This window comes from Micromonospora sp. WMMD967 (assembly GCF_029626165.1).
Taxonomy (GTDB): domain Bacteria; phylum Actinomycetota; class Actinomycetes; order Mycobacteriales; family Micromonosporaceae; genus Micromonospora; species Micromonospora taraxaci.
In genome coordinates this window covers 3,077,021-3,101,582 of the sequence record NZ_JARUBK010000001.1, presented here as the reverse complement: position 1 = coordinate 3,101,582, position 24,562 = coordinate 3,077,021, and the positions used below count along the sequence as shown (strand labels likewise).

Genomic DNA, 24,562 nt, shown 5'->3' with positions numbered 1-24,562 from the left:
TCAGCGGCCGGGCAGGGTGGCCAGCCAGTCGTCCAGCTCCCCCGGTGAGCGCAGCAACACCACGGGCGGCGCGGACGGGTCGGTCCGCCAGGCGCGCATCCGCCGTCGCGCCCGACCGAACGCGGTCACGTGCCACACCAGGATCGAGTCCGGGGACAGCACGCTGCCCAGCGTCTCCCGGTTGCCGTTGCAGATCTCCTCGCCGGTCAGCACCCGGCGGACGGTGCGCCGCAGCAACCGCCCGAACGAGCACCACCGGGGGTAGTCCAGGCCGACGACCAGGTCGGCGCGGGCCAACGGTACGTCCCGCCAGCCGTGGTACGCCCCGTCGACGATCCAGCGGTCCCGCCGGCAGATCTCCTCGATCCGACCGCGTTGCCGCGCGACGGGCACCTCGACCCAGCCCGGCTCCCAGAGCAGGTCGTCCACCGGGTACCAGGGCAGCCCGAGGTGGTCGGCCAGCCGGGCGGCGAGGGTGGACTTGCCGGAGCCGTACACCCCGTAGATCAGGATGCGACGCGGTGGGCTCATCGCGGCAGCGTAAATCACTTGTCGGACGCGGCGCGCTCCGCGAGAGTGACCTCCATGACGTACTGACGGACCCACTCCCCCTCCGCCCCCGGTGACACCTTCCCGGGCGGCGTGACTCGTCCGTTGCCACGTCCTCCCGGTCAGAAGCGAGCTCTCCTTGATTCAGCACTACTCTCTGCCCTCGTCCAACCCCGCCACCGTCACGGTGTTCGCCTCGCCCACGAGCTGGATCGAGTCCGACGCGCTCGCCCAGTGCCAGCAGGTGGCCGCCCTCGACGGCATGATCCACGTTGCCGGGATGCCGGACCTGCACCCGGGCAAGGGCGCTCCCATCGGCGCGGCCATGGCGTCGACGGTGCTGTACCCGTTCCTGGTGGGGTCCGACATCGGCTGTGGCATCGCCGTGTTCCCCATCAAGCTCAAGCGGGCCGTACCGGAGCGGCTGGCCGCACGGTTCCCCGACCTCGATCGGGCGCTCGACGCCGACGACCCGGCCTGGGCGGTCGTCGAGGGCGACGTCCCGGCCGGTCACCTCGACGGCCTCGGGACGGTCGGCCGTGGCAACCACTTCGTCGAGCTGGCCCGGATCGGGCCCGTCCTCGACCCGGATCACGCGGCTCGTGTCGGTGTCGACGCGGACGATCTGGTGCTCGTCGTCCACAGCGGTTCCCGTGGTCTTGGGGAGCGGATCCTGCGGAGGCACACCGAGGCCCATGGCGCCGGTGCCGCTCCCGATCCCGCCGCCTACCTGACGATGCACGACGACGCGGTGCGCTGGGGTTCGCTCAACCGCCGGGTCCTGGCGGCCCGGGTCGCGTACGCGCTGGGGGCCGAACCCGCCGATCCGATCGTCGACCAGTGCCACAACCTGGTCGAGATCCGCGACGGGGTCTACCTGCACCGCAAGGGCGCGGCGCCGGGTGACGGCCGAGACGTCCTGGTCGCCGGCACCCGGGGAACGCCGTCCTACCTGGTGGCCGCCCATGCCGGGCCGGACGCCAACTTCTCCGTCGCCCATGGCGCCGGCCGCAAGATGTCGCGCTCCGACGCGCTGCGGCGGGGTCGGGCCAAGCACACCGTCGAGGAGCTACGCCGCACGCCGCTGGGCTCACTCGTGGTGTGTGGTGACCGCCAGCTCCTCTTCGAGGAGGCGCCCACCGCGTACAAGCGCATCGAGCAGGTGATCGCCGACCTCGTCGAGCACCGACTGGCCACGCCGGTCGCCAGCACGATTCCGCTGGTGACCTACAAGACGGCCGACCTCGGGCCCGCGGCCCGGACCGACCGGCGGGGCCACCGTGGTGGGCGGGGGCGGTCGTGAGCGTGCTCCTGCTGCTGTCCGCCGGGCGCGGCCCACGGGAATGCGCCTGGGCGCTGACCCAGCTCCTGCACCGCCTGAAGGCGGAGGGCACCCGTCGAGGAGTGACGATCGAGCAGGTGCGGGTGGTGCCCGGCGACCGGCCCGGCACCCACCGGTCGGTGCTCGTCCAGATCTCCGGTGTCGACGCGGAGGCGTTCGCCGACTCGTGGACCGGCACGCTGTGCTGGCAGGCCCCCAGCCCCTACCGGACGGGCACCGGTCGGAAGAACTGGTACGTCACCGCCCAGCGCCCCCGCCTCGACGCGGTGCCGACGACGTTCTCGGAGGCGGATGTCGACATCGTCGGCTGCCGCACCGGAGGGCCCGGCGGCCAGCACCGCAACAAGGCCAGCACCGCGGTACGGGCGACGCACCGCCCCTCGGGCATCGTCGTGGTCGTGGACGATGAGCGGCAGTTCAGCCTCAACCGGCGGATCGCCCTGAACCTGCTGCGGCAGCGCGTCGAGCACGGCGACGAGGTGGCCCGACGTGCCGTCACCACCGCCCGCTGGCGCATCCACGACGACCTGGTCCGCGGCGATCCCGTCCGGGTGGAGCGTCCAGAGCCGCAGCGGCCGGGCCGTTCCCGGTGACCGGCTCCGTCAGACCTCCAGCACCGCGTCCGCGAACGCCTGCGGCGCCTCCTGCGGCAGGTTGTGCCCGACACCGCCGCCGATGGTCCGGTGCTCGTAGCGCCCGGTGAACTGCTTGGCGTAGACGCTGGGCTCCACGTGTGGCGCGCCGTTGGCGTCCCCCTCCATGGAGATGCTGGGTACGGTGATCTTCGGCTGCGCGGCCAGGCGTTGCTCCACCTCGTCGTACTGTGGCTCGCCGTCGGCGAGGGCCAGCCGCCACCGGTAGTTGTGCACCACGATGTCGACGTGGTCGGGGTTGTCGAATGCCGCGGCGCTGCGGTCGAACGTCGCGTCGTCGAACGTCCACTGTGGTGACGCGGTGTGCCAGATCAGCTTGTTGAAGTCACGACGGTTCTTGTCGTAGCCCGCCCGGCCACGCTCGGTGGCGAAGTAGTACTGGTACCACCACGCCAGTTCCGCCTTCGGCGGCAACGGCGCCCGGCCCGATTCCCGGCCGGCGATGAGGTAACCGCTCACCGAGACCAGGCCCTGGCACCGCTCGGGCCACAACGCGGCCACGACGTCCGCCGTCCGCGCACCCCAGTCGAACCCGGCCAGCTTGGCGCTGTCGATGTGCAGGGCGTCCATGAGCGCGACGAGATCGAGCCCCATGGCGGCCGGTTCGCCGTTTCGCACGGCGCCGTCGGAGAGGAAACGGGTGGTGCCGTAGCCCCGCAGGTACGGCACGACGACCCGGTAACCGGCCGCGGTGAGCAGCGGTACGACGTCGACGAAACTGTGGATGTCGTACGGCCAGCCGTGCAGCAGGATCGCGGCGGGGCCGTCGGGCGGCCCGGCGTCCACGTACCCCACGTTCAGGACACCGGCATCGATCTGTCGCACATCCGTGAACGATCCCGCACCGGCCACCGTCATCGACCTCTCTCCCGCGTCGGACCTGCTCTGAGCTGCTGGTCCTATCGAATGTAGGAGCCGGCGCCGTGCCGGACGGCCGGTTGCCCAAGCTTCGCTGAGCCGGTGCCGGGCTGGGTAGGATGCGGGCCTGCTCGCGGGCGAGGTCCGACAGGGCCCGGCGGGCCGTCGGGGCCTCGCCGTAGGGTGATGGCATGGCTGAGCGACCTCTGACCCTGATGGCGGTGCACGCCCACCCCGACGACGAGGCGACGAGCACCGGCGGCGTGCTGGCCCGCTATGCCGACGAGGGGATCACGACAGTGCTCGTGACCTGCACCGACGGGCGGTGCGGCGACGGCCCGGGCGGGGTGAAGCCGGGCGACCCGGGGCACGACCCGGCCGCCGTCGTGGCGATGCGTCGGGCCGAGCTGGAGGCCAGCTGCGCGGTGTTGAAGGTCAGCCACCTGGAGACGCTCGGTTACGCCGACTCGGGGATGATGGGGTGGTCGACCAACGACCAGCCCGGCGCGTTCTGGACGACGCCGGTGGCGGAGGCGGCGGGCCGGCTCGCGGAGTTGATCCGGCAGTACCAACCAGATGTCATCGTCACGTACGACGAGAACGGCTTCTACGGCCACCCGGACCACATCCAGGCGCACCGGATCACGATGGCGGCCGTCGAGCTGACCGACAGCCCGGCGAAGGTCTACTGGACCACCGTGCCGCGTACGGCGTTCGAGCAGTTCGGCCGGATCATGCGGGAGCTCGGCGTCGACTGGGCCGAGCCGGACGAGGCGGCGGAGCCGATGCCGCAGCTCGGCCTGCCGGACGACGAGATCACCACCTGGGTGGATGCGAACAGCTACGGCGGGCAGAAGTTCGACGCGTTGGCCGCCCACGCCAGTCAGACCGAGAACATCTTCTTCCTGCAACTGGGCCGCGACCGGTTCACCGAGCTGATGGGCGTGGAGACCTTCGTGCGGGTCCGCGACCGGACGGGCGCGCCGACCCCCGAGGACGACCTCTTCGCCGGCCTGCGCTGACCAACGCGGATCAGCTCCCGTAGCGACGTCGGGCATCGTCGGCCGTCCGGCCGGCGTTCCTGCCCGCGTCGCCCGATCACGTGGGCGACGGTATCGGACCGACCGATAAGGCGCTGAGCGCAGCGCGCCCCCAGCCACTGAAAGTTTCGCGGTGCTGTTGCGCAAGGCCGCGCAGGTCATATGACGAATTTCCGGAAGTTTTCAGCGTTGACGCCCGGACATAGACGGCCTTAACGTTTCGAGCAGGTTTCCGGTCACCGGCCGGAACTACCGGCCCTCCGGCCGCGCCCGGCCGCTCCGCCCCGAATCCGCTCCTTATCCGCCATGACCGGACCCGCACCTTATTGATCGACAATTGTCGATCAAGGGTCTGGAAGGGAAGGCACATGAAGCTGAGACAGTGGACCACCGTCGGAGTGGTCGCCGTCGCGACCGTCGCGGCGTTGAACACCGTGCCGGCCACCGCGAGCCGGCCGTACGACCCGACGGCGCAGAGCCTCGGCGCCCTGGGTCTCCGCCACGGCCTGCACGTCGGCACCGCGGTGAACATGGATGCCCTCAACGACGCCGGCGACCCGCGGTACCGCGCGCTGGCGTCCTCCGAGTTCGCCTCGGTCACCGCCGAGAACGTGATGAAGTGGGAGGTCCTGGAGCCCACCCGCGGCACCTACAACTGGGCGGCCGCCGACCAGTTCGTGGAGTTCGCCAAGCGCAACCGGCAGAGCGTGCGCGGTCACGTGCTGGTCTGGCACAACCAGTTGCCCGCCTGGTTGACCAGCGGCGTCGCCGACGGCTCGATCAGTAAGCAGGAGCTGCGCGAGCTGCTGCGCAAGCACATCACCACCGTCGTCAACCGCTACAAGGGCAAGATCTGGCAGTGGGACGTGGTCAACGAGGCCGTCAGCGACCCGTGGGACACCCCGTCGACCCTGCACTACAAGGGCTTCTGGGCGCAGAACCTCGGGCCCGACTACATCGCCGACTCGTTCCGCTGGGCGCGGGCGGCCGACCCCAAGGCCCTGCTGTTCTACAACGACTACAACATCGAGGCCTTCGGCTCCGGCAACCCGGCCGACGACAAGACGCAGTTCGTCTACGACATGACCAAGGGTCTGCGCGCCCAGGGTGTCCCGATCGACGGCGTCGGCGCCCAGGGCCACCTGGGCACCCAGTACGGCAACTTCGACACCCTCCAGGTGACCGCCGCGTTGAAGAAGTTCAGCGGGCTCGGCGTCGCCACCGCGTTCACCGAGGTCGACGTCCGTAGTCAGATGACGGAGGCCGTCCGGGCCGGCAACTCGGAGGAGATCAACCCCCGGTTGCAGGCGTCGGCCGCCAACTTCAGCGTGTTGATGAAGGCGTGCCTCGCCGTGCGGAGCTGCCTGTCGTACACGGTCTGGGGTTTCAGCGACAAGTACTCCTGGGTGCCGGACTGGTTCAACGACCCGCCGGAGGGCCTGGCCACCATCTACGACGAGAACTACCAGCCCAAGCGGGCGTACAACGAGTTGAAGTCCGACCTGATCTTTGCTGGGCCGCCGTACGTGCTGCCTCGGATCGCACCCAAGCCGCGCCGCTGACCCGACGGCCCGGCTGATCCGGCGACACGCGCGTCGGCGTAGGGACCGTGTGGGGCGCGGCGGAGCCCCACACGGTCCCTACCTCACCACGGACGGCGGCGTTCGACTCACGTTCGGCCGGACCGTTGCGCCATCCGTACGCCATCGGGGGTGCTGGTGCCGGTTCTACCGGTTTATCGATGGTTTTGGTGTCACTATGGCAGGCGTGGGAACTGCGAAGACTGCCATGCCTGCCATCTCGCCGCTCACCGGCGACCCAATCAAGCGGGCCGATGCCGAGCGACTCGCCGGGGTGCTGAAGGCGTTCGCCGACCCGGCGCGACTCCGGCTGCTCAGCCTGATCCAGTCGGCGCCGGACGGTGAGGCCTCCGTCAGCGACCTCACCGGGGCGCTCAACCTCTCCCAGCCGACGGTGAGTCATCACCTGCGGATCCTCACCGAGGCCGGCCTGCTGGAGCGCGACAAGCGCGGGGTCTGGGCGTACTACCGCCTGGTGCCCTCCGCCATCGCGCAGATCGCCGACCTGCTGACGCCGCCCCGGAAACGGGCGACGAAGAGGGCTCGCTGACCGGACGCCGCCTCGTCACATCCGATCGACGGTTCGGATGCCGAGCAGGTGCAACCCCTGCCGAAGCGTCCGGGCAGTCAGCTCGGCCAGCAACAGCCGACTCTCCCTCACGTCGTCCGCGGCACGTAGCACCGGGCAGTGCTCGTAGAACGCGTTGAACGCCGTGGCGAGTCGGTGCAGGTAACCGGCGAGTTGGTGGAATTCGAGGGTCCGCTCCACAGCGGTGACCACCCCGGCGAAACCGAGCAGCTCGATCGTCAACGCCCGCTCTGCCGGCAGGGCGAGCACGACTGGCGCGTCCAGCCGGGCATCCCCGTCGGCCCGCCGGAACATCGACCGGACACGGGCGTACGCGTACTGGAGGTAGGGCGCGGTGTTGCCGTCCAGCGAGAGCATCCGCTCCCAGTCCAGGACGTAGTCCTTCGTCCGATCGGTGGACAGGTCGGCGTACTTGATCGCGCCGATGCCGACGGCGCGACCGATCTCGGTGGCGGCCCCGGCGTCCAGCTCCGGGTTCCGGCTCCGTGCCAGGTCGCTGGCGCGGGCCACCGCCTCCTCCAGGAGCCCGACCAGCTTCACCGACCCACCGGTCCGGCTGCGCAGCATCCGCCCGTCGGCGCCGAGGATCGAACCGAAGCCCAGATGTTCGGCGTGAGCCGGCGGGCTCAGCCAACCGGCGGCCCGGGCGACGGCGAACACCATCGCGAAGTGCTGCCGCTGTGGCAGCCCGACGACGTACACCAGCCGGGTCGCGCCCAGCTCGCCGGTGCGCTGCCGCAATGCGGCCAGGTCGGTCGCCGGATAGCCGTACCCACCGTCGCTCTTGCGCACGATCAGCGGCAACGGGTCCCCGCCGCGACCGACGAAACCGGTTGGGAACACGCAGTCGGCCCCGTCGCTGGGCGTCAACAGCCCCAACCCGTCCAGGTCGTCGACGACACCGGCGAGCAGGTCGTTGTAGGCGCTCTCGCCCAGGAAGTCGCCAGCGGACAGCGTCACGTCGAGCAGGTCGTACACGGTCAGGAAGTACCGCTCGGACTGCTCCACCAGCAACCGCCACAGCCGTAGCGTCCGCTCATCGCCGCCCTGCAGTGCCACCACCCGCGACCGGGACCGTTCCCGGAACGCCTCGTCGGCGTCGAACTTCAGCCGGGCCGCCCGGTAGAACGCGTCCAGGTCACCCATCGACAGTTCGTGCGCCGCCTCCGCCTCGCCGAGGTCGGCCAGGTGCTCGATGAGCATGCCGAACGGCGTACCCCAGTCGCCCAGGTGGTTGACCCGCACCACCCGGTGCCCGAGCCACTCCAGCAGCCGTACCGCCGCGTCGCCGATGACCGTGGACCGCAGGTGCCCCACGTGCATCTCCTTGGCCACGTTCGGCGCCGAGTAGTCGACCACAACGGTCTGCGGCGCGGTCGTGGACGGCACCCCGAGCCGGGAGTCGCCGGCCAGCCCGGCGGCCAGGTCGGCCAGTGCCCGGTCGGCGATGGTCAGATTGAGGAAACCCGGCCCGGAGACCTCCGCCGACGCGCAGACGTCGTCGAGCACCGCGCGCTTTAGGACCGCGGCGGCGATGTCGCGCGGCGGGCGACCGAGCCGCCGGGCCAGCGCCAGCGCCGCGTCGGACTGGAAGTCCGCGCGCGGAGACCGCCGCACGAGCGGGTCGACCGGGCCACCGGCCACCTGCGCGAACGCCGGTGCCAGCCGGTCGGACAACAATTTTTCAAGATCCATGAGTACGCCGATCTCACTCGGACCCGCGCTGTCACGCGAGCCGTCGAACGGGGAGATGCGGGCGGACCGGGAACGACCAGTCGGTGACCGGCGGCTCGAACCGCCGGTCGCAGGAGAACAGGTCAGCGCGGGCGGGCGACGGATCGCCGGCGTCGCGCACCCACCAGGACGTCACACGACGCTCCGGTGCAGGGCACGATCACGCTGGTCATGGCAGCAGCCTAACGGCTGTCCCGGTGTGGCGGCACCCCGGTTTCGGCAGGTCCGGTTACCGTCCGACAGCGGTGTGTAGTCGTTTCGGCGGCCTCGTCGCAGGAAACTGTCCGGGACAACCGAGGGAGGATCATGAGCCGACACCGACCGATGCCGACCGCCCGCACGCGCAGCGTCCTCGCGTTGATTCCGCTGGTGGGAGGCATCGCACTGACAGCCTGCACGTCCACCGAGGACACCCCGGACTCGACCCCCTCGATGGCGGCCCCGACGGTCACCTCGGCGTCGGTGAACCCGACCGACGGGCTGACGCCGAGCGCCGGCACTCCGGCGACCATCCCGACGTCGGCCTTCGTCGAGTTGCCGACCGAGTTGCGGAAGTCCCCCCGGCGGACGACGCCGGTGACGGATGCCCTACCGACGATGTGCGGCAACGAGTTCGGGACCGGGGGTCGGCAGGTCACGGCGAGCGCCGCGATGACGGTCACCTACAAGAAAGCCGGCGAGCCGGAAACCAACACTCCGCAGGGCATGATCCACCAGGTCATCTTCACCTTCGACGGCGACGGCGCGTCGGCGTACCTGGGACGTCTGCGCACCGACGTGCGGGCGTGCCCCGCCTACGACCAGTCCGGAAACCGGGTCACCGTCAAGAGCGAGCCGCTGACCGGCGTCGGCGACGAGGCGCTCCTGCTGACCCGCACCTGGGCCGAGACGAGCCTGAACGGAGACCGCACCGGCGAGACCGCGTCCAGCCAGATCGCCGTGGCCCGGGTCGGCAAGGCGGTGACGGTCTTCAACGACCAGGGGTGGGAGGGCACCAGCGGCAACCCCACCATCCTGGACCGGGTCGTCCGCGACGGCGCGAAGACGATCGACACGTGGCAGGGGTGACCCCCGCCCGGTCGACGACAACCACCGCGGTACGACGGCGGGCGGGCATACATCGCCGGCGGTAGGGCCATCAGCATCTCCGGCATGACGACTCACACGCACTCCCGTTCATACGCTGCTGCGTGTCACCCGTCCTGCCGACCAAGGGGAAACATGATGTCCGTCCACCATCTGCTCGCCGCCGCCGTGACCGCTTCGCCGGCGGTCGAGCCGGCGGCGCACATGTCCGTCCAGCCCACCGCCGCCACGGCTCTCACCATGAGCTCCGGGCGGCTCGGTGCCACAGTGGCGGTCCTGCTGGGGCTGGTCGGCACTGTCGTCGGTGGGCTGGCCCTGGCCCGCCCGGCCAGTCGCGTCGGCACCGGATCCGGGCGGCTCGGGGGTGTGCTGGCCCTGGCGTCGGGTCTGCTCGGTCTGGTTCTCGGGGCGCTGGTGGTGGCCACCTCCGACGGTGGTGTCGGCACCGGCAACGGGCGGGGTGGCGCGTTTGTGGCACTGGTGGTCGGGCTGGCCGGCGTCGTCCTCGGTGGGCTCGCCCTGGCCCGCTCGCGCCGCACCGGCCGGCTGAGCGTCTGAGGCCGGCTCAGGAGCGGGCCAGCCAGGCGGGAACGGTCAGGCCGGACTCGTAGGCGAGGATCACCAACTGGGCCCGGTCCCGCACCTGCGACTTGGTCATGATCCGGCTGACGTGCGTCTTGGCGGTGGCCGGGCTGAGCACCAGCCGTGCGGCGATCTCGTCGTTGGACAGGCCCGCGGCGACCAGGGCCAGCACCTCACGCTCCCGCTCGGTGAGCACGCCCAACCGCGGTTTCGGGTCCGGATGCGTCGCCCGGGTGGCGAACTCGGCGATCAGTCGGCGGGTGATCGCCGGCGCGATCAGCGCGTCGCCCCGGGCGACCACCCGGACCCCGTGGATCAGCTCCGCCGGCTCGGTGTCCTTCACGAGGAAGCCGCTCGCGCCGGCCCGCAACGCACCGTAGACATATTCGTCCAGGTCGAACGTGGTCAGGATGATCACGCGGGCTTCGGTGCTCGCCACGATCTCCCCAGTGGCGGCGAGGCCGTCCCGCACCGGCATGCGAATGTCCATGAGGACGACGTCGGGCCGCAGCTGCGCGGCGAGGCGCACCGCCTCGGACCCGTCGGCCGCCTCGCCGACCACCTCGATGCCGTCCTCACCATCCAGGATGGAACGGAAGCCCGCGCGTACCAGGGTCTGGTCGTCGACGATCAGCAGCCGGATCACGCCGGCTCCGATGTCGGTGCCGGATGGGGACGCAGCGGCAGGCGGGCGTGGACCCGGAATCCCCCGTCCGGCCGCGTACCAGTGGTCAGTGAGCCGCCGAGCGCGCGGGCCCGCTCGTGCATGCCGAGGATTCCGCTGCCCGGCGCACCGGGCGCGCCGGTGCCGTCGTCCTCCACCTCGACCAGCACGTCACCACTGTCGGATCGCACCCGGACCACAGCGGTGGCGGCCCTGGCGTGCCGGGTGACGTTGGTGAGCGCCTCCTGGACGATCCGGTACACCGCCAGGTCGACCTCCGGCGGCAGCGAACCGACCTCAGCGAACTCGGTTCGGATGTCCACCTCGGAACGCCCGACCGTCGTGATCAGGTCGTCGAGGCGGCGCAGGCCCGGCGCGGGCACGACCGGCGCGTCGCCCTCCTGCCGTAGCGCCCCCAGCGTCGTTCGCAACTCACGCAGCGTCTCCTTGCTGGCTTCCTTGATCGCGGTGAGCGCCTGCTCGGACCGGGTGGGGTCCGGTCGGTGCAGGGCGGCACTGGCCTGGACGTTGATCAGCGAGAGGTGGTGGCCGAGGACGTCGTGCAGTTCGCGCGCGATGCGCAGTCGCTCCTCGGTGGCGCGTCGCCGCGCCTCCTCCTCCGTCCGCTGCTTGGCCGCCACTGCCCGGGCCTGTGCTTCCGCGAGGTAGGCACGGCGGTTGCGGGTGACCCCGACGATGACCGCGACGAGCCAACCGGCGTGCAGCAGCGTCGCCCCGTTCATGGTGTCCGGGGATCGGTTGTAGCTGTCCGCGACGGCGAAGGCGATCACCGAGGCGAGACCCAGACCGACGGCGACCCGGAGATGACCCTCGTCGACGACCGTGTAGAGCGCCACGACGAACACCACCATGATCGGGCCGGGCTTGTGCAGCAACGCCCCGTACGCGCCGACGGCGGCGAGCGCCACGAGGCCCACCGGCACCGGGTGGCGGCGGCGGACGGACAGCGCGGCGGAGGAGGCCAGCACCACCGGCAGTGCCGCCCACTCGGCGACGGTGTCGATGCCGCGCGACTGCACCACCAGACCGACGAGGGCGACCAGACCGACGGCGAGCACCAGGGCGACGTCCGTCGACCGACCACGCCACCGCGACCCCGACATGGACCGCAGCCTAACCTCCCCACGACCGGCGGAGAACCGCCGAACCGCTGGGTGCGCCCGAGGAGACGGCCCGTCCGCGCCGATGTTGGTGGTCAGCGGGAGGCCGAGGGCGGCCGGGGATCCCCGGCCGGGCTGGTGTCGTAGCCGGCGGCCTGGAGGGCGAACAGTTCGGCGTACCGGCCGCCGGTGGCGACCAGGGCGTCGTGTGTGCCGGCCTCGACCAGCCGACCGTGGTGCAGGACGAAGATCCGGTCGGCGTGGCGGACGTTCGCGAGTCGGTGCGTGATGAGGATCGTGGTGGCGCGACCTCGCCGGTCACGGATGGCCTGGAACAGGGCGTCCTCGGCGCGGGGGTCGAGCGCTGAGGACGGCTCGTCCATGATCAGCAGTTCGGCGTCGCGCAGGAAGCCACGGGCTGCGGTGATGCGCTGCCACTGCCCGCCGGAGAGATCCTGACCCCGCGCGAAGGTGCGGTCGAGCAGTGTCTCGTACCCGTGGGGAAGCTCGTTGATCATGTGGTGGGCCACCGCGCGGGCGGCGGCGGCCTCGATGCGCTCCTGCCGGGCCTCGGTATCCACGTCGCCGATGGCGATGTTGGTGGCGGCGGTGAACGGCCACTTGTGGTATTCCTGCGTCACCACGGCGATCCGACCGCGCAGCCCGTCGACGTCCCAGTCCGACAACTGTCGGCCGTTCCACTCGATGGTGCCCTCGCCGGGTACGCGAAGACCGGCGATCATCGCGGCGAGGGTCGTCTTGCCCGAGCCGTTCTCGCCCACGAACGCGACCGTCTGCCCCGCGGTGATCCGCAACGTGACGCCGTCCACGGCCGGGGTGTCCCGGTCGGGGTAGCGCAGACTCACGTCCCGGACGCTCAACTCGCGCAGCCGTTCGGCGTCGGCACCGGCGCCGGGTCGGGTGGCCTTCGGCAGGTACGCGGCGGCCCGCGCCATGAAGCCCGTGTAGTCACCGAAGTGCTGCCCTTCGGTGTAGACGTGGTCGACCTGGAAGGTGGCGATGGCCAGGGATCGCTGGGCGGACTGCACAGCGATGACGCAGGTCGCCGCGGCGGCGAGAGGGATCTGCCCGTCCAGGAGCAGCAACCCGAGCAGGACGTACACGGTGCCCGTGGCGAGACCGCCGATGAGCGCCCCGACGGTGGTGGTCGTGGTGACCCGGCGGGCGAGGGCGAGTTGGATGTCGGTCTCCACCCGCATCACCCGGTCGTACTGGTCGAGCAGGAATCCGCGCAGCCCGTACGAGCGCAGCTCCGGCGCCGAGGCGCGTTCGGCCATCAGCTTGTGCAGCAACCACAGTCGACGCCGACGCACCGAACCGGCGGTGTACGTCCGGTACCGCAGGTGCCCGGACCGCAGCGACGCCCAGGCGTTGGGCACCGTGGCGACCACCAGCGCCACCAGCAGCAACGGGTGGATGATGACGACGGCGGCGGCCACGGCCAGGAGCCCGGCCAACCCGGCGAGCAGGTTCATCGACGCCTGCACCAACCCAATCGTCGACTCGGTCCCCCGGGAGGCGCGTTCCATGTCGTCGGCGAACGCGTCGGCGTCGAACGCCTCCAACCGGACTGCCGTCGACACCTCGAACAGCCCTCGCTCCACCTCGCGGCTCACCCGGGGCGTCAGCCCGTTCTGCGCGTACCCGGTGGCGATGCCCATGCCGGCGCGAAGCGCGACCGTCGCCGCCAGCACGGCCAGTGCGGGCAACGCCGCCCGCACCTTGTCGGCGGTCGGTCCGCCGGCGAACAACTCGACGAGGACCCGCTGCGTGGCCAACAACCCGAAGGCCGCCATCACCCCCGCGCCGACCGTCGCGGCGGCCACCACGCCGGTACGAAGTCGGTCCGCGCGCCAGCTGATGCCCAGCGCTGTCCGAACGAGCCTGGGCAGTTCCGCGAACACGGCGAAGACACCGGCCTCCGCCCGCGCCCGCACCCCCGTCTCCCACCACATCTCGCGCAACTCCGGCAGCACCGACTCCGCCCGCTGGTTCGGTGGAGTCGGTCGGGTCCCTGCGGTGGCGGTCTCGATCATGGGCGTACCTCCCGGGCGGCGCAGCCGTCGCCAGTCCGCCGGTCGGCGGTCAGCGGTCGGAGTGGCGGTTTCTGGAGGATTGGACCACCCTGATGTTGCTCTCGGCAATCAGATGATCACTCGCAGTCAGTTCGCGGTGATCCAGGTCGTAGCGTCGGACCCTCGGTCATTCCTTGTCGAGGGCGTCGAGATTCCTCTGCAGCGCTGTCGCGATCTCGCCCGCCGCGACGATCTGATCCGGTGTGAGCGCGTCGACGAACAGCTCGCGGATGGCGCGTAGGTGCGGAAAGGTGGCCCCTCCGAACGCCTCGGCGCCGGTCGTGGTGAGCAGCACCTCCGCCCCTCGGGGCACTGTCGCGCACTCCTGGCGGCGGATGAGACCACGGCGCTCCATCCGCCCCAGGTGGTGGGACAGGCGGCTGCGTTCCCATCCGATGTGTGCGGCGAGTTCGGACGACCGCATCGACTGCCCCTCCGCCTCGCTGAGAGCGAGGAGCACGGCGTAGTCCCCGGTCGAGAGCGAGGAGTCGCCCTGGAGACGGGATTCGAGTCGGGAGCTCAGCGCTGCCGTCGTCTCGATGAAGGTCCGCCAGATCCGCAACTCCTCGGCGGTCGGGAGTTGGCGGCCGGCCCGCCGGCCGGGTGTGGTCTCCGTCATCTCACCCTCCCCGGGAATTGACGCGTCAATCGCCAAGTTAGCATCATTGACACGTCAACCGGTAGGTCTGCTTCCGTGGATCGCCGGCTGCGAGAGCACCGAGGAGGAGACGATGGCAGCTGCAGACTTCGAGCTGGGGCTCAACTCGTTCGGCGAGGTGGCCACCGACGGCGACCGCGTCCTGAGCGACGCCGAGACCGTACGGCTGCTCGTGACCGAGGCACGACTCGCCGAGTCGGTCGGACTCGACGTGTTCAGCCTGGGCGAGCACTACCGGGAGGGTCACAACGACTCCGCGACACCCGTGTTGCTCGCGGCAGCCGCGACGGCGACCGAGCGGATCCGCCTCGGCACCTCGGTCACGGTGCTCAGCACCAACGATCCGGTACGCCTGTACCACGAGTTCGCGACCCTCGACGCCGTCTCGAACGGCCGCGCCCAGATGGTCCTCGGCCGCGCCTCGGCGACCGAGTCGTTCCCGCTGTTCGGTTTCGACCTGGCCGACTACGAGCGACTGTTCGAGGAGAAGCTGGATCTCTTCCTCCGACTTCAGCGCGACGAACCGGTCACCTGGTCCGGAACGGTGCGAAGCGCACTGGTCGACCAGCGCCTGCACCCCCGGATGCGACCCGGCGGCATCCCGACCTGGATCGGCGTCGGGGGAAGCCCGAGCTCGGTGGTCCGCGCCGCCCGACACGGCCTCCCGCTCATGCTCGCGATCATCGGCGGGCGACCCCAGCGGTTCGCCGGCCACGTGGACCTCTACACCAAGGCGCTCGAACAGTTCGGGCATACCCCGCAGCCAATCGGGCAGCACTCTCTCGGCCTTGTCGCCGACACCGACGAGGAGGCGGTGGAGACGTGGTGGCGGTACTGGCAGCCGGTCGCGGCGGCGCTCGCCCGCGAGCGTGGCTTCTACAAACCGGACCGCGCACGCTACGAGGCGGAAATCGACCACGGGGCGCTCTTCGTCGGATCGCCCGAGACCGTGGCGCAGAAGATCGCCAGAGTCGCCCGCGACCTGCGGCTGAGCCGCTTCGACCTGAAGTACGACATCATGCACCTCCCCCGCGACGCACGCGCGCGCACCATCGAACTGCTCGGCAGCGAGGTCGCTCCGCGGGTCCGCGAGCTGTTGGCAAAGGAGCCCACCCATGTCTGACGTTCTGTTCGGCCTCGACACGTTCGGCGACGTACCGCAGGACGACTCCGGCAAGCTCGTCTCCCACGCCGCGGCGATCCGGCAGGTCGTCGACGAGGCGGTGCTCGCCGACCAACTCGGCGTCGACGTCATCGCCCTCGGCGAGCACCACCGGCCGGAGTACTCGGTCTCCACGCCGGAGACGGTGCTGGCCGGCATCGCCACCCGTACCTCCCGGATCCGGCTGGCCTCCGGCGTGACAGTGCTGAGTTCGGACGACCCGGTACGCGTGTTTCAGCGCTTCGCCACCGTGGACGCGCTGTCGAACGGCCGCGCCGAGGTCATCCTCGGTCGCGGCTCGTTCACCGAGTCGTTCCCTCTCTTCGGTTACGACCTGCGCGACTACGACACGCTGTTCGAGGAGAAGATCGAACTGTTCGTGAAGTTGCTGGACGAGAAGCCGGTGACCTGGAGCGGCACCCTGCGGGCACCGCTGGAGAACGCCGACGTCTTCCCGAAGACCGAGTCGGGTCACCTGGACACCTGGGTCGGCGTCGGTGGCTCGCCGCAATCGGTGGTCCGCACCGCCCAGTACGGCCTCCCGCTCATGCTCGCCATCATCGGTGGCGCCCCCGAGCGGTTCGCGCCCTACATCGACCTGTACCGCCGGGCGGCCGACCAGCTCGGCACGACCGCCCACCCGGTCGGCATGCACTCGCCGGGCTTCATCGCCGACACCGACGAGGAGGCCAAGGAGATCTACTGGCCGCACTACCGGGTCATGCGGGACCGCATCGGCAAACTGCGCGGCTGGCCGCCGATCCGCCGGCAGGAGTTCGACTCCGAGGTGGAGAACGGTTCCCTCTACATCGGCTCCCCGGAAACCGTGGCCCGCCGGATGGCCCGTGCGATCCGCAGCCTCGGTGTCGGCCGGTTCGACCTCATCTACTCGGCCGGCGCACAACCGGCGAGCGCCCGGATGCGCGCCGTGGAGCTGTACGGCTCCACGGTGATCCCGATGGTCCGCGACATCCTGGCCTGATCAGCCCGTCAGCACCGAGAGGACGACATGAACGACAACGACCGGAGCCGGCCCACGACCCTTGGCATCCTCGGAGCCGGCAAGGTGGGAACGGTGCTGGCCCGCCTCGCCGTCGCCGCCGGCTACCGGGTGTTGGTAGCCGGCTCCGGCGACCCGGCGAAGATCGCGCTCACCGTCGAGGTCCTCGCCCCCGGGGCGGAGGCCACCACGGCCCTCGACGCCGCGACACGCGCCGACGTCGTCATCCTCGCCCTGCCACTGGGCAAGTACCGCAGCATCCCCGTCGACACACTGCGCGGCAAGCTCGTCGTCGACGCGATGAACTACTGGTGGGAGATCGACGGCATTCGCGACGACCTCACCGACCCGCGTACGTCGTCGAGTGAGACCGTGCAGGCCTTCCTGTCCGGCTCACGCGTCGTCAAGGCGTTCAACCACATGGGCTACCACGACCTCGAGGACGGAGCCCGGCCGGCGGGCACGACCGACCGCAAGGCCATCGTGATGGCTGGTGACGACACCACCGACGTCAGCGCCGTCGCGTCCCTGGTGGACGCGCTCGGCTTCGATCCGGTCATCGCCGGCCCGCTGAGCGAGGGGGTACGCCTCGAACCCGGCAGCGAGTTGTTCGGCGCGAACGTTAGCGCCGACGACGCACGGGCCATGCTCGACCGCTTCCCCGAGTCGGAGCGCGGCCAGATGATCGCCGCCGCCCGCGAGGCGTCCTAGCCGTCCCGGCGGCCGAGGGAGGAGAGCAGGGCTTCCTGAGCAGCCTGCGTGATGGTCGCGGCCGTCACCACGATCCGCACAGACACGATCCGCACGCCACAAGATCCGCGCCCAAGATCCGCGCAACATCAGGGTTGTTGCTGTCTCCCGAGCTCCGGAGACAGCACTATCCGTGAAGTTGCGCGGATCTTGGGCGCGACGGCACGAGGCGCGACGGCGCGGGGCGCGACGGCGCGGGGCGCGTTCGGTCAGCGGTTGTCGTACCCGAAGGCCCTTTGCGGGTCGAGGCGCTGGCCCTCGGCGTACTCCTTGTCGAACACGGCGGCGCCGAGGGCCTCGGTCGCTGCGGCGCGCATCGTGGCGAGGTCGGCCGCGTCGTCCGGGTCCGGCACCTGGCCGATCGCCGCGAACGCCGCGTCCGTGACACCGATCATCCGCGCCGCCCGCGAGTGGTCGCCCTCGGCCGACGCGAGCGCGGCGCCGGCGACGCAGACATAGGGCACGAAGTCGGCCCAGGCGTTGCGGAACACCCGCTCGCGGTTCTCGGCGAACAGTGTCCTGGCCGTATCGAAGTTGCCCAGCCCCAGCTCGCAGAACGCCAGGTTGTGGTACTCGGAGTTGACCGTCTGGGGTTGGCCGAGCATCTCGTTGAGCGCGATGCTCTCCCGATACAGGTCCCGCGCGCGGGCCAGGTCGCCGGACATCCGCGCGACGCCGGCCAGCACGTGCCTCGGCCGTTCCTCGAGGCTGCGGTCGCCGGAGCGCAGCGCCACCTCCAGGGCCTCCCGCGCGCGGGCCTCCCCGCCCGGCAGGTCACCTCCGCGGATGGCGACCCGGGCCAGGCTGTAGCGGGCCTCCACCTCACCTGCCGGGTCGCCGGCCGCCTGCGCCCGCTCGATCTCGGCCTCGCTCATGCGCACCACGGCGTCGGTCTCGCCTCGTCGGAAGGCCGCACGCACGGTCTCGCTGAAGCTCATGGCCTCTTCTCCCGTCACAGAAACAGTTCGCTCGCGCCGTCACTGGGGCACGAACATCGTCCAGTTCTCCACGAGTACGAATCCCATCGACTCGTAGAGCGGTCGGCCCATCGGGCTGGTGTGCAGGTAGGCGGCGTCCGCGCCGGCCGCGATGCCGTCGCGCAGCACCGTTTCGGTGAGCGTGCGGCCGAGGCCACGACCCCGGGCGGACGGTACGACGCCGATGTTGAACACGCCGATCACGCCGGAGGTCAGCATTCCGAGGGCGGTGCCGACGGGACGGTCGGACTCATCGGCCAGGTAGCCGGTGATGCCGTCGGTGTCGAGGACCGCCCCGCCCATCAACGAGCCGAAGGCGCCTTCGGGCGCCTCGAAGCTCTCGGTGAGGGCGTCGGTGTACGTGTCGTTCTCCATGGCACCAACCCGACGCACCGGAGTCCGCTGGGGCGGGTCGGGCCGGAACGCGATGTCGTCGGTGGCGCAGGCCAGGAAGGGCATGACGCTGCGTCCCCGCAGCCGGTGCCGGGCCGCGAGGTCGACGACTGCCGCGCTCGCCTCGCCCCGAACAATGATCGACCAGTGCGGGATCTGCCTGGCGACGTCGGCCGCCAACTCGTCGAGCGACTCGAGATCCGGGTCGGTGGTCAGGTCGAAGACCCCGTTGAGCGAGGCGAGGCGGGCGTGGGTGATCCCCGCACGAGCGGTGCCCCGTTCGGCGTACCAGCCCTTTGGGGTCACCCGGCAGAGGGCTGCGATGGCGTCGAAATACGCGATCGCCAACCGGTCGGCGGCGCTGGTGCTCATGCCTGGTCTCCCCCCATGGAACGGTCGTCCTGCCGAACGCCAACCTAGCCAGCGACCTCTTACGTGAGCAAACGTGACCATTCGGGCAGTTCGCGACGCGTCACACCGATCAGGAATCAAGAAGCCCCTGGACGCGCGTCCGGCCTAGCCTTTCCCCAGGCAGCCGGCAGCACACCGAGCCGGACGACGAGAGGGAGCCCGAGCATGGCCACGAAGACCACTACCACCGAATCCGACGGCTTCACCGCCGACGAGCGCGCCGCGATGAAGGAGCGCGCCGCCGAGCTGCGCGCCGAGGGCAGGAAGGGCGCCAAGAAGGCCGACGGGTTGCAGGCGGTCCTCGACCGGATCGCGCAGATGGAGCCGGACGACCGGGCGCTCGCCGAGCGCGTCCACGTGACGGTGACCGCCGCCGCGCCGGACCTGTCGCCCAAGACCTGGTACGGGATGCCCGCCTACGCGAACGCGGACGGCAAGATCGTGGTCTTCTTCCAGGACTCCGGGAAGTTCAACTACCGGTACTCGACACTGGGCTTCCAGGACACCGCCAACCTCGACGACGGAGACATGTGGCCGGCGTCGTACGCGTTGAAGAACTGGAGCCCCGAGGTGGAGAAGAAGATCACCACTCTGGTGCGGGCGGCGGTCTCCTGATCTCTGCGGGCATCGGGGCAGCCGCCCTGGCACGGCCGGCCTGAGGTGCGCGATGATCGAGATCGGAGCTGAAGGAGGCGGCCAGTGCGGACAACGGGGCGCGGGCGAGCGGTGAGACGAGTCGCCCGATGACGGCGAAGGCAGGCCAGGCGTTCGACATCGGTCGGGCGGTGTCCGACGTCGAGTCGCTGCTCGCCGCCGAGCTGCCCACGGACGGCGACCCGGTCAGCGAGGGAGACCCGGCCACCGGGGAGTGGACCGGCACCCGGGGGGCGGGCTTCCGGATCATTCCGATCTGGGAGAGCGCCGACCTCGTTGGTGTGTACGGCGCCGACTGGAACGAGGCCGAGGATGCCGCGATGGCGAACCTCGCCCTCGTCACCGGTGAGCTGGACCGCCGCTGGGGCCCACACCGCAGGGTGTCCATGCACGTACCCATGTTCCGGAAGCAGGCCGGCACGCCGATGCCGGTGCTCTTCCAATCGCTGTCCGGCCTGGACTGCTACGGCGACCTGGCGGTCTGGGGCCCGACGCCGGACGATGGTCGATGGGTCGCGGTCTCGGTCAACCAGTGCGACGGTGACGCCCCGATGATCATGACGGCGGTCGTCAGTCGGTTCGCGATCACCGAACTGCCGGAGTGACGGGTGCCGATCACTGATCACGCCCTGGCCATCGCCGCGGCCGAAGCCGGAGCCGCGGTCGTCCGCGCTCGATACGGGTCGTCGCTGACACGCTTCATGAAGATCGGGAACGACTTCGCCACCACCGTCGACATCGACGCGGAGAAGGCCATCCTCGACGTCCTTCGCGGGGCGCGTCCGCACGACGTCGCGGTGGGCGAGGAGAGCGGGCGCACGGGCATTGACGGAAACGGACGCACCTGGCTGGTCGACCCGCTCTGCGGCACCGCGAACTACGCCGCCCGCACCACGCTGGTCACGGTCAACGTCGCTCTGCACACCGGTGGGAACGGTCTCGTCGTCGCCGCCGACGAGCGGACCCACGCCGCCCTGCTGACCTTCGTCCGGAGACAACGCACCGCGACGACGTGACGCTTGACATGAAGTACGGTTGAGGTCTTAGCCTCCCGTCCGTCACCCAGCCTGTTGTCGGAGGGAATCTGATGCACCTGCCACGTCTTCTCCGCCCGCGTACCGTCGCGAGCGCGCACTGCGACCTGCCCTGCGGCGTCTACGACCCGGCCCAGGCCCGGATCGAGGCCGAGTCGGTCAAGGCGATCTCCGAGAAGTACCAGGCCAGCGACGATCCGGAGTTCCGCACCCGCGCGTTGGTCATCAAGGAGCAGCGCGCCGAGCTGGTCAAGCACCACCTCTGGGTCCTCTGGACCGACTACTTCAAGGCACCGCACTTCGAGAAGTACCCCCAGCTGCACGACCTCTTCAACGAGGCCACCAAACTGGCCGGCGCCGGTGGTGCGAAGGGCGCCGCCGACCCGGAGGTCGCCGAGCGACTCCTCGGCAAGATCGAGGAGATCTCGAAGATCTTCTGGGAGACCAAGCAGAGCTGACCCGGCAGAACCGGGTGGCGTCGGCCACCCGGTTCGGCGCACCGCATTCCAGGAGGACCGCATGGCGTCGCGCACCGATCTCGTCGAAGAGCTGATGAGCCGTTATCCGCAGGTGCCGCGGGAGGCGGTCATCAAGGAGGACCTGCTGCGCGGCGGGCTCGCCTTCGACGACGCGGCGCTGACCGACAACGAGAACGGCAACGTCAAGCCGAAGTCGTACTTCATCTTCTCCTTCGACCACCGGACGCTTCCGGAGTTGGGGACCGCCGCGCTGCGCCGACCGCCCGAGGAGATCGTGCTCACCGGGGGTCCGTACGAGCTTCGTCGTACCGTCGTCTCGGTCCGCACCAACCCCAGCTCGCCGTACCGCGTCGGAACCGACAGCGACGGTCGGCTGCGCCTGTTCCTGGACGGGCGGCCGATCGCCGACGTGGGGCTGCCCCCGATGCCGGCGTACTACCGTCACACGCTCGCCAACGGAAAGTCGGTGATGGAGGTCGCCCCCACGATCCAGTGGGGCTATCTGATCTACCTCACCGCGTTCCGGGTCTGCCAATACTTCGGCGCGAAGGAGGAGTGCCAGTACTGCGACATCAACCACAACTGGCGGCAGCACAAACAGGCCGGTCGGCCGTACACCGGCGTCAAGCCCGTCGACGAGGTGCTGGAAGCCCTGGAGATCATCGACCGGTACGACACCGACCGCGCCTCGCAGGCGTACACGTTGACCGGCGGCAGCATCACCTCGCAGGTCAACGGGCTGGCCGAGGCGGACTTCTACGGCCGGTACGCGCAGGCGATCGAGGAGCGGTTCCCGGGGCGGTGGATCGGCAAGGTCGTCGCCCAGGCGCTGCCCCGAGCCGACGTGCAACGCTTCCACGACTACGGGATCCGCATCTACCACCCCAACTACGAGGTGTGGGACAAGCGGCTGTTCGAGTTGTACTGCCCGGGCAAGGAGCGCTACGTCGGCCGGGAGGAGTGGCACCGCCGTATCCTCGACTCCGCCGAGGTGTTCGGCCCCCGCAACGTGATCCCGAACTTCGTGGCGGGCGTCGAGATGGCCGCCCCGCACGGCTTCACGAGCGTGAGCGAGGCGATCGCCTCCACCACCGAGGGGCTTGAGTACTTCATGTCGCGCGGGATCACGCCGAGATTCACCACCTGGTGCCCGGAGCCCACCACGCCGCTCGGCCGGACCAACCCGGAAGGCGCGCCGCTCGAATACCACGTCCGCCTGCTGTGGGCCTACCGGGCGACGATGGACGCCCACGGGCTGTCCAGCCCACCGGGGTACGGCCCGGCGGGGCCCGGCCGAGCCGTCTTCTCGGTCAGCTCCTTCATGGACACCCTCTCGGCCGAGGCATCCTGACGGGCGGGCAGGCATTCGCGGGCGACAGACGGCAGCCGGCGGTGACCGTCGGCCACCTCCGTGGGTGCGGCGGTGAGCGGTATACCGCAGAGTCATATTCATACCTCTGCGGTATACCGCTCACCCCAACGTCGACACGAGCCCGGTCCGTGTGAGTCGTGATCAGCTGGCGTACGTCTCGAATTCGGCGACGCGGGGCGTACCACCGGAGCTGTTGATCTTGAAATTGATCTTGCTCAGCGAGGTCGCGGAGAAGGTGATCGAGCCTGCCCCGCTACCGGAGGCCAGGACGGCGCCGTTGTCGTTGTTGACCAGCTGCCAGGACCCGATCGATCCCTGCGTGCCGGACGGCTCCCGGATGACCACCCGGGACACTCGGGTGGCCGAGCCCCACTTGATCGAGATCGTGCCGGTCGATCCGGCCGGTGACCAGTACGTGGTGATGTCGCCGTCGCGCACGTTGCCGTAGCTCGTCCCACTCGCCTTGCTGGAACCGTCGGCGCCGGCGCCGAGGCTCAGGTTGGTCCCGCCGGACGGCGGCGGGGTGGTCGGCGGGGGCGTCGTGGGCGGAGGCGTGGTCGGCGGAGGCGTGGTGGGCGGCGGGGTCTGCGGAGAGCAACTGCCGTTCGACACCCGCAGGCCCGTGTTCGCGCCCACCGTCTGCCGGACGATCTCCGGCACACAACTCGCTCCGTCGAGGCTGTACGGGTACGGGATGCCGACGGTGGTGGTGGACGTCAGGTTGGGGCCCGCCGGGTAGGTCTCGCTGCCAGGGCTGGACCAGGTCACGTTGTCGAGGATGTTGCCGCTGACCTGCCAGTAGCCGCGCTCGCTGGTGTAGAAGGTGCCGAGGACGTCCCTGGAGTTGCGGAAGTAGTTGTTCTCCACCTTGGCCTTGGCGCCGGCCCGGGAGTTGATGCCCGACTCGCGCAGGCTCACGTAGTGGTTGTTGTAGATGTGGGCCGTACCGCCGCGCAGCAGCGGCGTACGCGAGTCGATGTTCTCGTACAGGTTGTGGTGGTAGGTGATGAAGCCGTTCGACAGGTCGCTCTCGCTGGATCCGACGAGGCCGCCCCGACCGGAGTTGCGCAGGATGCTGTACGAGAGCGTGACGTACTGGGTGTTGTCCTTCATGTCGAAGAGCCCGTCGTAGCCCTCCGACTCCCCGCCCGAGGCTTCCAGGGTCACGTGGTCGACCCAGACGTTGCGGACGGTGCTCTCCATGCCGATGGCGTCCCCGCCGTTCGAGGTGGGTGAGCCCGACTTCTTGACGTTCCGGATGGTCACGTTCTGGATGATGATGTTGCTGGAGTCGCGGATGTGGATGCCGAGCTGGTCGAAGACGGCTCCGCTGCCGACACCGAGGATGGTGACGTTGCTGATCTGCTTGAGCTCGATCACGCCCGCCGCGGTGTTGCAGCTCGACCCGGAGACCTTGCTGGTGTTGCCGTGGTTGATCGTCCCGGACACCTCGATGACGATCGGGGTGCTGCTACTGGCCCGGCCGCACAGGGCGGCGTGGATGGCCGTCCCCGTGGTGGCCCGCACTGTCTGACCGCCCGCGCCGCCGGTCGTGCCGCCGTTCTGGGTGGCGTAACCGGTGGCGCTGCCGACCGCCGCCGACGCCTGAGGAGCGGGCAGGGCGGCAACCCCGACCACGATCCCCACGGCTGCCGTGGCCAGCGCCGCCTGAAGTCGCAACGCGACTGGTCGTCTCATCTCGCCTCACCTTCGCATTCGTTCCGCCCACGGCGTCGCCTCGACGGTCGTCGCGACCCACCGCCACGCCTTTACGAATA

General features: G+C 70.2%; 24 protein-coding genes and 1 pseudogene. 15 read left to right on the top strand and 10 right to left on the bottom strand.

The window, feature by feature from the left end:
- The gene (locus tag O7631_RS14555; protein ID WP_278144704.1) at positions 1-531 is read right to left on the bottom strand and encodes an adenylate kinase; all 531 of its coding nucleotides are present in this window, start codon (positions 529-531) and stop codon (positions 1-3) included.
- A gap of 157 nt (positions 532-688) precedes the next feature.
- Here O7631_RS14555 and O7631_RS14550 point away from each other — a divergent pair, with 157 nt between their 5' ends.
- The gene (locus O7631_RS14550; RefSeq protein ID WP_278144703.1) at positions 689-1,852 is read left to right on the top strand and encodes an RNA ligase RtcB family protein; all 1,164 of its coding nucleotides are present in this window, start codon (positions 689-691) and stop codon (positions 1,850-1,852) included.
- On the top strand, positions 1,849-2,484 hold the full coding sequence (gene prfH / locus O7631_RS14545) for a peptide chain release factor H (RefSeq protein WP_278144702.1): 636 nt from the start codon (positions 1,849-1,851) through the stop codon (positions 2,482-2,484). Before O7631_RS14550 ends, prfH begins: the two co-directional genes overlap by 4 nt.
- A 9-nt stretch (positions 2,485-2,493) precedes the next feature.
- On the opposite strand, the gene O7631_RS14540 is transcribed toward prfH, so the two are convergent.
- Positions 2,494-3,369 carry an alpha/beta hydrolase gene (locus O7631_RS14540; protein WP_278144701.1) on the bottom strand — a complete coding sequence of 292 codons (876 nt, stop codon included), beginning with the start codon at positions 3,367-3,369 and terminating at the stop codon, positions 2,494-2,496.
- Positions 3,370-3,593: 224 nt separating this feature from the next.
- On the opposite strand from O7631_RS14540, the gene O7631_RS14535 reads away from it, so the two are divergent.
- The 3 genes from O7631_RS14535 to O7631_RS14525 all read left to right on the top strand — a co-directional run bounded on the left by O7631_RS14535 (position 3,594) and on the right by O7631_RS14525 (position 6,572).
- Positions 3,594-4,424: a PIG-L family deacetylase gene (locus O7631_RS14535; RefSeq protein ID WP_278144700.1), complete on the top strand. Its 831-nt coding sequence runs from the start codon at positions 3,594-3,596 to the stop codon at positions 4,422-4,424.
- A 386-nt stretch (positions 4,425-4,810) separates the two neighbouring features.
- Positions 4,811-6,004, top strand: coding sequence for an endo-1,4-beta-xylanase (locus O7631_RS14530; RefSeq protein ID WP_278144699.1), 1,194 nt, complete (start codon positions 4,811-4,813; stop codon positions 6,002-6,004).
- A 226-nt stretch (positions 6,005-6,230) separates the two neighbouring features.
- Positions 6,231-6,572, top strand: coding sequence for a metalloregulator ArsR/SmtB family transcription factor (locus O7631_RS14525; protein ID WP_269680224.1), 342 nt, complete (start codon positions 6,231-6,233; stop codon positions 6,570-6,572).
- Between the two features lie 15 nt (positions 6,573-6,587).
- On the opposite strand, the gene argS is transcribed toward O7631_RS14525, so the two are convergent.
- Positions 6,588-8,306: an arginine--tRNA ligase gene (gene argS, locus O7631_RS14520; protein WP_278144698.1), complete on the bottom strand. Its 1,719-nt coding sequence runs from the start codon at positions 8,304-8,306 to the stop codon at positions 6,588-6,590.
- Between the two features lie 345 nt (positions 8,307-8,651).
- Between argS and O7631_RS14515 the strand changes: the two genes are divergently transcribed.
- The gene (locus O7631_RS14515; RefSeq protein WP_278144697.1) at positions 8,652-9,413 is read left to right on the top strand and encodes a hypothetical protein; all 762 of its coding nucleotides are present in this window, start codon (positions 8,652-8,654) and stop codon (positions 9,411-9,413) included.
- A gap of 156 nt (positions 9,414-9,569) precedes the next feature.
- Complete coding sequence (locus O7631_RS14510) at positions 9,570-9,989, top strand: DUF6223 family protein (RefSeq protein WP_278144696.1); 420 nt, start codon at positions 9,570-9,572, stop codon at positions 9,987-9,989.
- A gap of 7 nt (positions 9,990-9,996) precedes the next feature.
- Here O7631_RS14510 and O7631_RS14505 read toward each other — a convergent pair whose 3' ends face one another.
- The 4 genes from O7631_RS14505 to O7631_RS14490 all read right to left on the bottom strand — a co-directional run bounded on the left by O7631_RS14505 (position 9,997) and on the right by O7631_RS14490 (position 14,513).
- Entirely contained in the window at positions 9,997-10,659 is a 663-nt protein-coding gene (locus O7631_RS14505) for a response regulator transcription factor (protein WP_269680228.1), read from the bottom strand.
- A complete protein-coding gene (locus tag O7631_RS14500) occupies positions 10,656-11,801 on the bottom strand; it encodes a sensor histidine kinase (protein WP_278144695.1) in 1,146 nt (381 codons plus the stop codon). Before O7631_RS14500 ends, O7631_RS14505 begins: the two co-directional genes overlap by 4 nt.
- Before the next feature lie 92 nt (positions 11,802-11,893).
- The gene (locus O7631_RS14495) at positions 11,894-13,855 is read right to left on the bottom strand and encodes an ABC transporter ATP-binding protein (protein WP_278144694.1); all 1,962 of its coding nucleotides are present in this window, start codon (positions 13,853-13,855) and stop codon (positions 11,894-11,896) included.
- A 166-nt stretch (positions 13,856-14,021) separates the two neighbouring features.
- Positions 14,022-14,513, bottom strand: coding sequence for a MarR family transcriptional regulator (locus O7631_RS14490; RefSeq protein WP_278144693.1), 492 nt, complete (start codon positions 14,511-14,513; stop codon positions 14,022-14,024).
- 112 nt (positions 14,514-14,625) lie between these two features.
- Between O7631_RS14490 and O7631_RS14485 the strand changes: the two genes are divergently transcribed.
- From O7631_RS14485 to O7631_RS14475, 3 genes are read left to right on the top strand one after another with little or no spacing between them, the layout of a single operon-like run.
- Positions 14,626-15,675 carry an LLM class flavin-dependent oxidoreductase gene (locus O7631_RS14485; RefSeq protein ID WP_278144692.1) on the top strand — a complete coding sequence of 350 codons (1,050 nt, stop codon included), beginning with the start codon at positions 14,626-14,628 and terminating at the stop codon, positions 15,673-15,675.
- Positions 15,668-16,696 (top strand): LLM class flavin-dependent oxidoreductase, encoded by a 1,029-nt coding sequence (locus O7631_RS14480; protein WP_278144691.1) that lies wholly within the window; start codon positions 15,668-15,670, stop codon positions 16,694-16,696. Before O7631_RS14485 ends, O7631_RS14480 begins: the two co-directional genes overlap by 8 nt.
- A gap of 27 nt (positions 16,697-16,723) precedes the next feature.
- Complete coding sequence (locus tag O7631_RS14475) at positions 16,724-17,425, top strand: NADPH-dependent F420 reductase (RefSeq protein ID WP_278144690.1); 702 nt, start codon at positions 16,724-16,726, stop codon at positions 17,423-17,425.
- A gap of 248 nt (positions 17,426-17,673) precedes the next feature.
- Here O7631_RS14475 and O7631_RS14470 read toward each other — a convergent pair whose 3' ends face one another.
- A complete protein-coding gene (locus tag O7631_RS14470; protein WP_278144689.1) occupies positions 17,674-18,402 on the bottom strand; it encodes a tetratricopeptide repeat protein in 729 nt (242 codons plus the stop codon).
- Positions 18,403-18,441: 39 nt separating this feature from the next.
- Positions 18,442-19,206, bottom strand: a complete 765-nt coding sequence (locus O7631_RS14465) for a GNAT family N-acetyltransferase (RefSeq protein WP_278144688.1) — start codon at positions 19,204-19,206, stop codon at positions 18,442-18,444.
- 204 nt (positions 19,207-19,410) lie between these two features.
- On the opposite strand from O7631_RS14465, the gene O7631_RS14460 reads away from it, so the two are divergent.
- From O7631_RS14460 to O7631_RS14440, 5 genes and pseudogenes are all read left to right on the top strand, one after another.
- On the top strand, positions 19,411-19,860 hold the full coding sequence (locus O7631_RS14460) for a hypothetical protein (protein WP_278144687.1): 450 nt from the start codon (positions 19,411-19,413) through the stop codon (positions 19,858-19,860).
- A 128-nt stretch (positions 19,861-19,988) separates the two neighbouring features.
- On the top strand, positions 19,989-20,504 hold the full coding sequence (locus O7631_RS14455) for a hypothetical protein (RefSeq protein WP_278144686.1): 516 nt from the start codon (positions 19,989-19,991) through the stop codon (positions 20,502-20,504).
- A 3-nt stretch (positions 20,505-20,507) separates the two neighbouring features.
- A pseudogene (locus O7631_RS14450) lies at positions 20,508-20,828 on the top strand (inositol monophosphatase family protein); the annotation flags it as partial.
- 158 nt (positions 20,829-20,986) lie between these two features.
- Positions 20,987-21,391 (top strand): superoxide dismutase, Ni, encoded by a 405-nt coding sequence (sodN, locus tag O7631_RS14445; RefSeq protein WP_145784599.1) that lies wholly within the window; start codon positions 20,987-20,989, stop codon positions 21,389-21,391.
- Positions 21,392-21,452: 61 nt separating this feature from the next.
- Positions 21,453-22,763: a radical SAM protein gene (locus O7631_RS14440; protein WP_278144685.1), complete on the top strand. Its 1,311-nt coding sequence runs from the start codon at positions 21,453-21,455 to the stop codon at positions 22,761-22,763.
- A 162-nt stretch (positions 22,764-22,925) separates the two neighbouring features.
- Here O7631_RS14440 and O7631_RS14435 read toward each other — a convergent pair whose 3' ends face one another.
- Positions 22,926-24,482: a pectate lyase gene (locus tag O7631_RS14435; protein WP_278144684.1), complete on the bottom strand. Its 1,557-nt coding sequence runs from the start codon at positions 24,480-24,482 to the stop codon at positions 22,926-22,928.
- Between the last annotated feature and the right edge of the window lie 80 nt (positions 24,483-24,562).

Coding starts and splice junctions, on each gene's coding strand:
- O7631_RS14555 (WP_278144704.1), bottom strand. CDS start 531: ATGAGCCCACCGCGTCGCATCCTGATCTACGGGGTGTACGGCTCCGGC.
- O7631_RS14535 (WP_278144700.1), top strand. CDS start 3,594: ATGGCTGAGCGACCTCTGACCCTGATGGCGGTGCACGCCCACCCCGAC.
- O7631_RS14530 (WP_278144699.1), top strand. CDS start 4,811: ATGAAGCTGAGACAGTGGACCACCGTCGGAGTGGTCGCCGTCGCGACC.
- O7631_RS14525 (WP_269680224.1), top strand. CDS start 6,231: ATGCCTGCCATCTCGCCGCTCACCGGCGACCCAATCAAGCGGGCCGAT.
- argS (WP_278144698.1), bottom strand. CDS start 8,306: ATGGATCTTGAAAAATTGTTGTCCGACCGGCTGGCACCGGCGTTCGCG.
- O7631_RS14515 (WP_278144697.1), top strand. CDS start 8,652: ATGAGCCGACACCGACCGATGCCGACCGCCCGCACGCGCAGCGTCCTC.
- O7631_RS14510 (WP_278144696.1), top strand. CDS start 9,570: ATGTCCGTCCACCATCTGCTCGCCGCCGCCGTGACCGCTTCGCCGGCG.
- O7631_RS14500 (WP_278144695.1), bottom strand. CDS start 11,801: ATGTCGGGGTCGCGGTGGCGTGGTCGGTCGACGGACGTCGCCCTGGTG.
- O7631_RS14495 (WP_278144694.1), bottom strand. CDS start 13,855: ATGATCGAGACCGCCACCGCAGGGACCCGACCGACTCCACCGAACCAG.
- O7631_RS14490 (WP_278144693.1), bottom strand. CDS start 14,513: ATGACGGAGACCACACCCGGCCGGCGGGCCGGCCGCCAACTCCCGACC.
- O7631_RS14485 (WP_278144692.1), top strand. CDS start 14,626: ATGGCAGCTGCAGACTTCGAGCTGGGGCTCAACTCGTTCGGCGAGGTG.
- O7631_RS14480 (WP_278144691.1), top strand. CDS start 15,668: ATGTCTGACGTTCTGTTCGGCCTCGACACGTTCGGCGACGTACCGCAG.
- O7631_RS14475 (WP_278144690.1), top strand. CDS start 16,724: ATGAACGACAACGACCGGAGCCGGCCCACGACCCTTGGCATCCTCGGA.
- O7631_RS14470 (WP_278144689.1), bottom strand. CDS start 18,402: ATGAGCTTCAGCGAGACCGTGCGTGCGGCCTTCCGACGAGGCGAGACC.
- O7631_RS14465 (WP_278144688.1), bottom strand. CDS start 19,206: ATGAGCACCAGCGCCGCCGACCGGTTGGCGATCGCGTATTTCGACGCC.
- O7631_RS14460 (WP_278144687.1), top strand. CDS start 19,411: ATGGCCACGAAGACCACTACCACCGAATCCGACGGCTTCACCGCCGAC.
- O7631_RS14455 (WP_278144686.1), top strand. CDS start 19,989: ATGACGGCGAAGGCAGGCCAGGCGTTCGACATCGGTCGGGCGGTGTCC.
- sodN (WP_145784599.1), top strand. CDS start 20,987: ATGCACCTGCCACGTCTTCTCCGCCCGCGTACCGTCGCGAGCGCGCAC.
- O7631_RS14440 (WP_278144685.1), top strand. CDS start 21,453: ATGGCGTCGCGCACCGATCTCGTCGAAGAGCTGATGAGCCGTTATCCG.
- O7631_RS14435 (WP_278144684.1), bottom strand. CDS start 24,482: ATGAGACGACCAGTCGCGTTGCGACTTCAGGCGGCGCTGGCCACGGCA.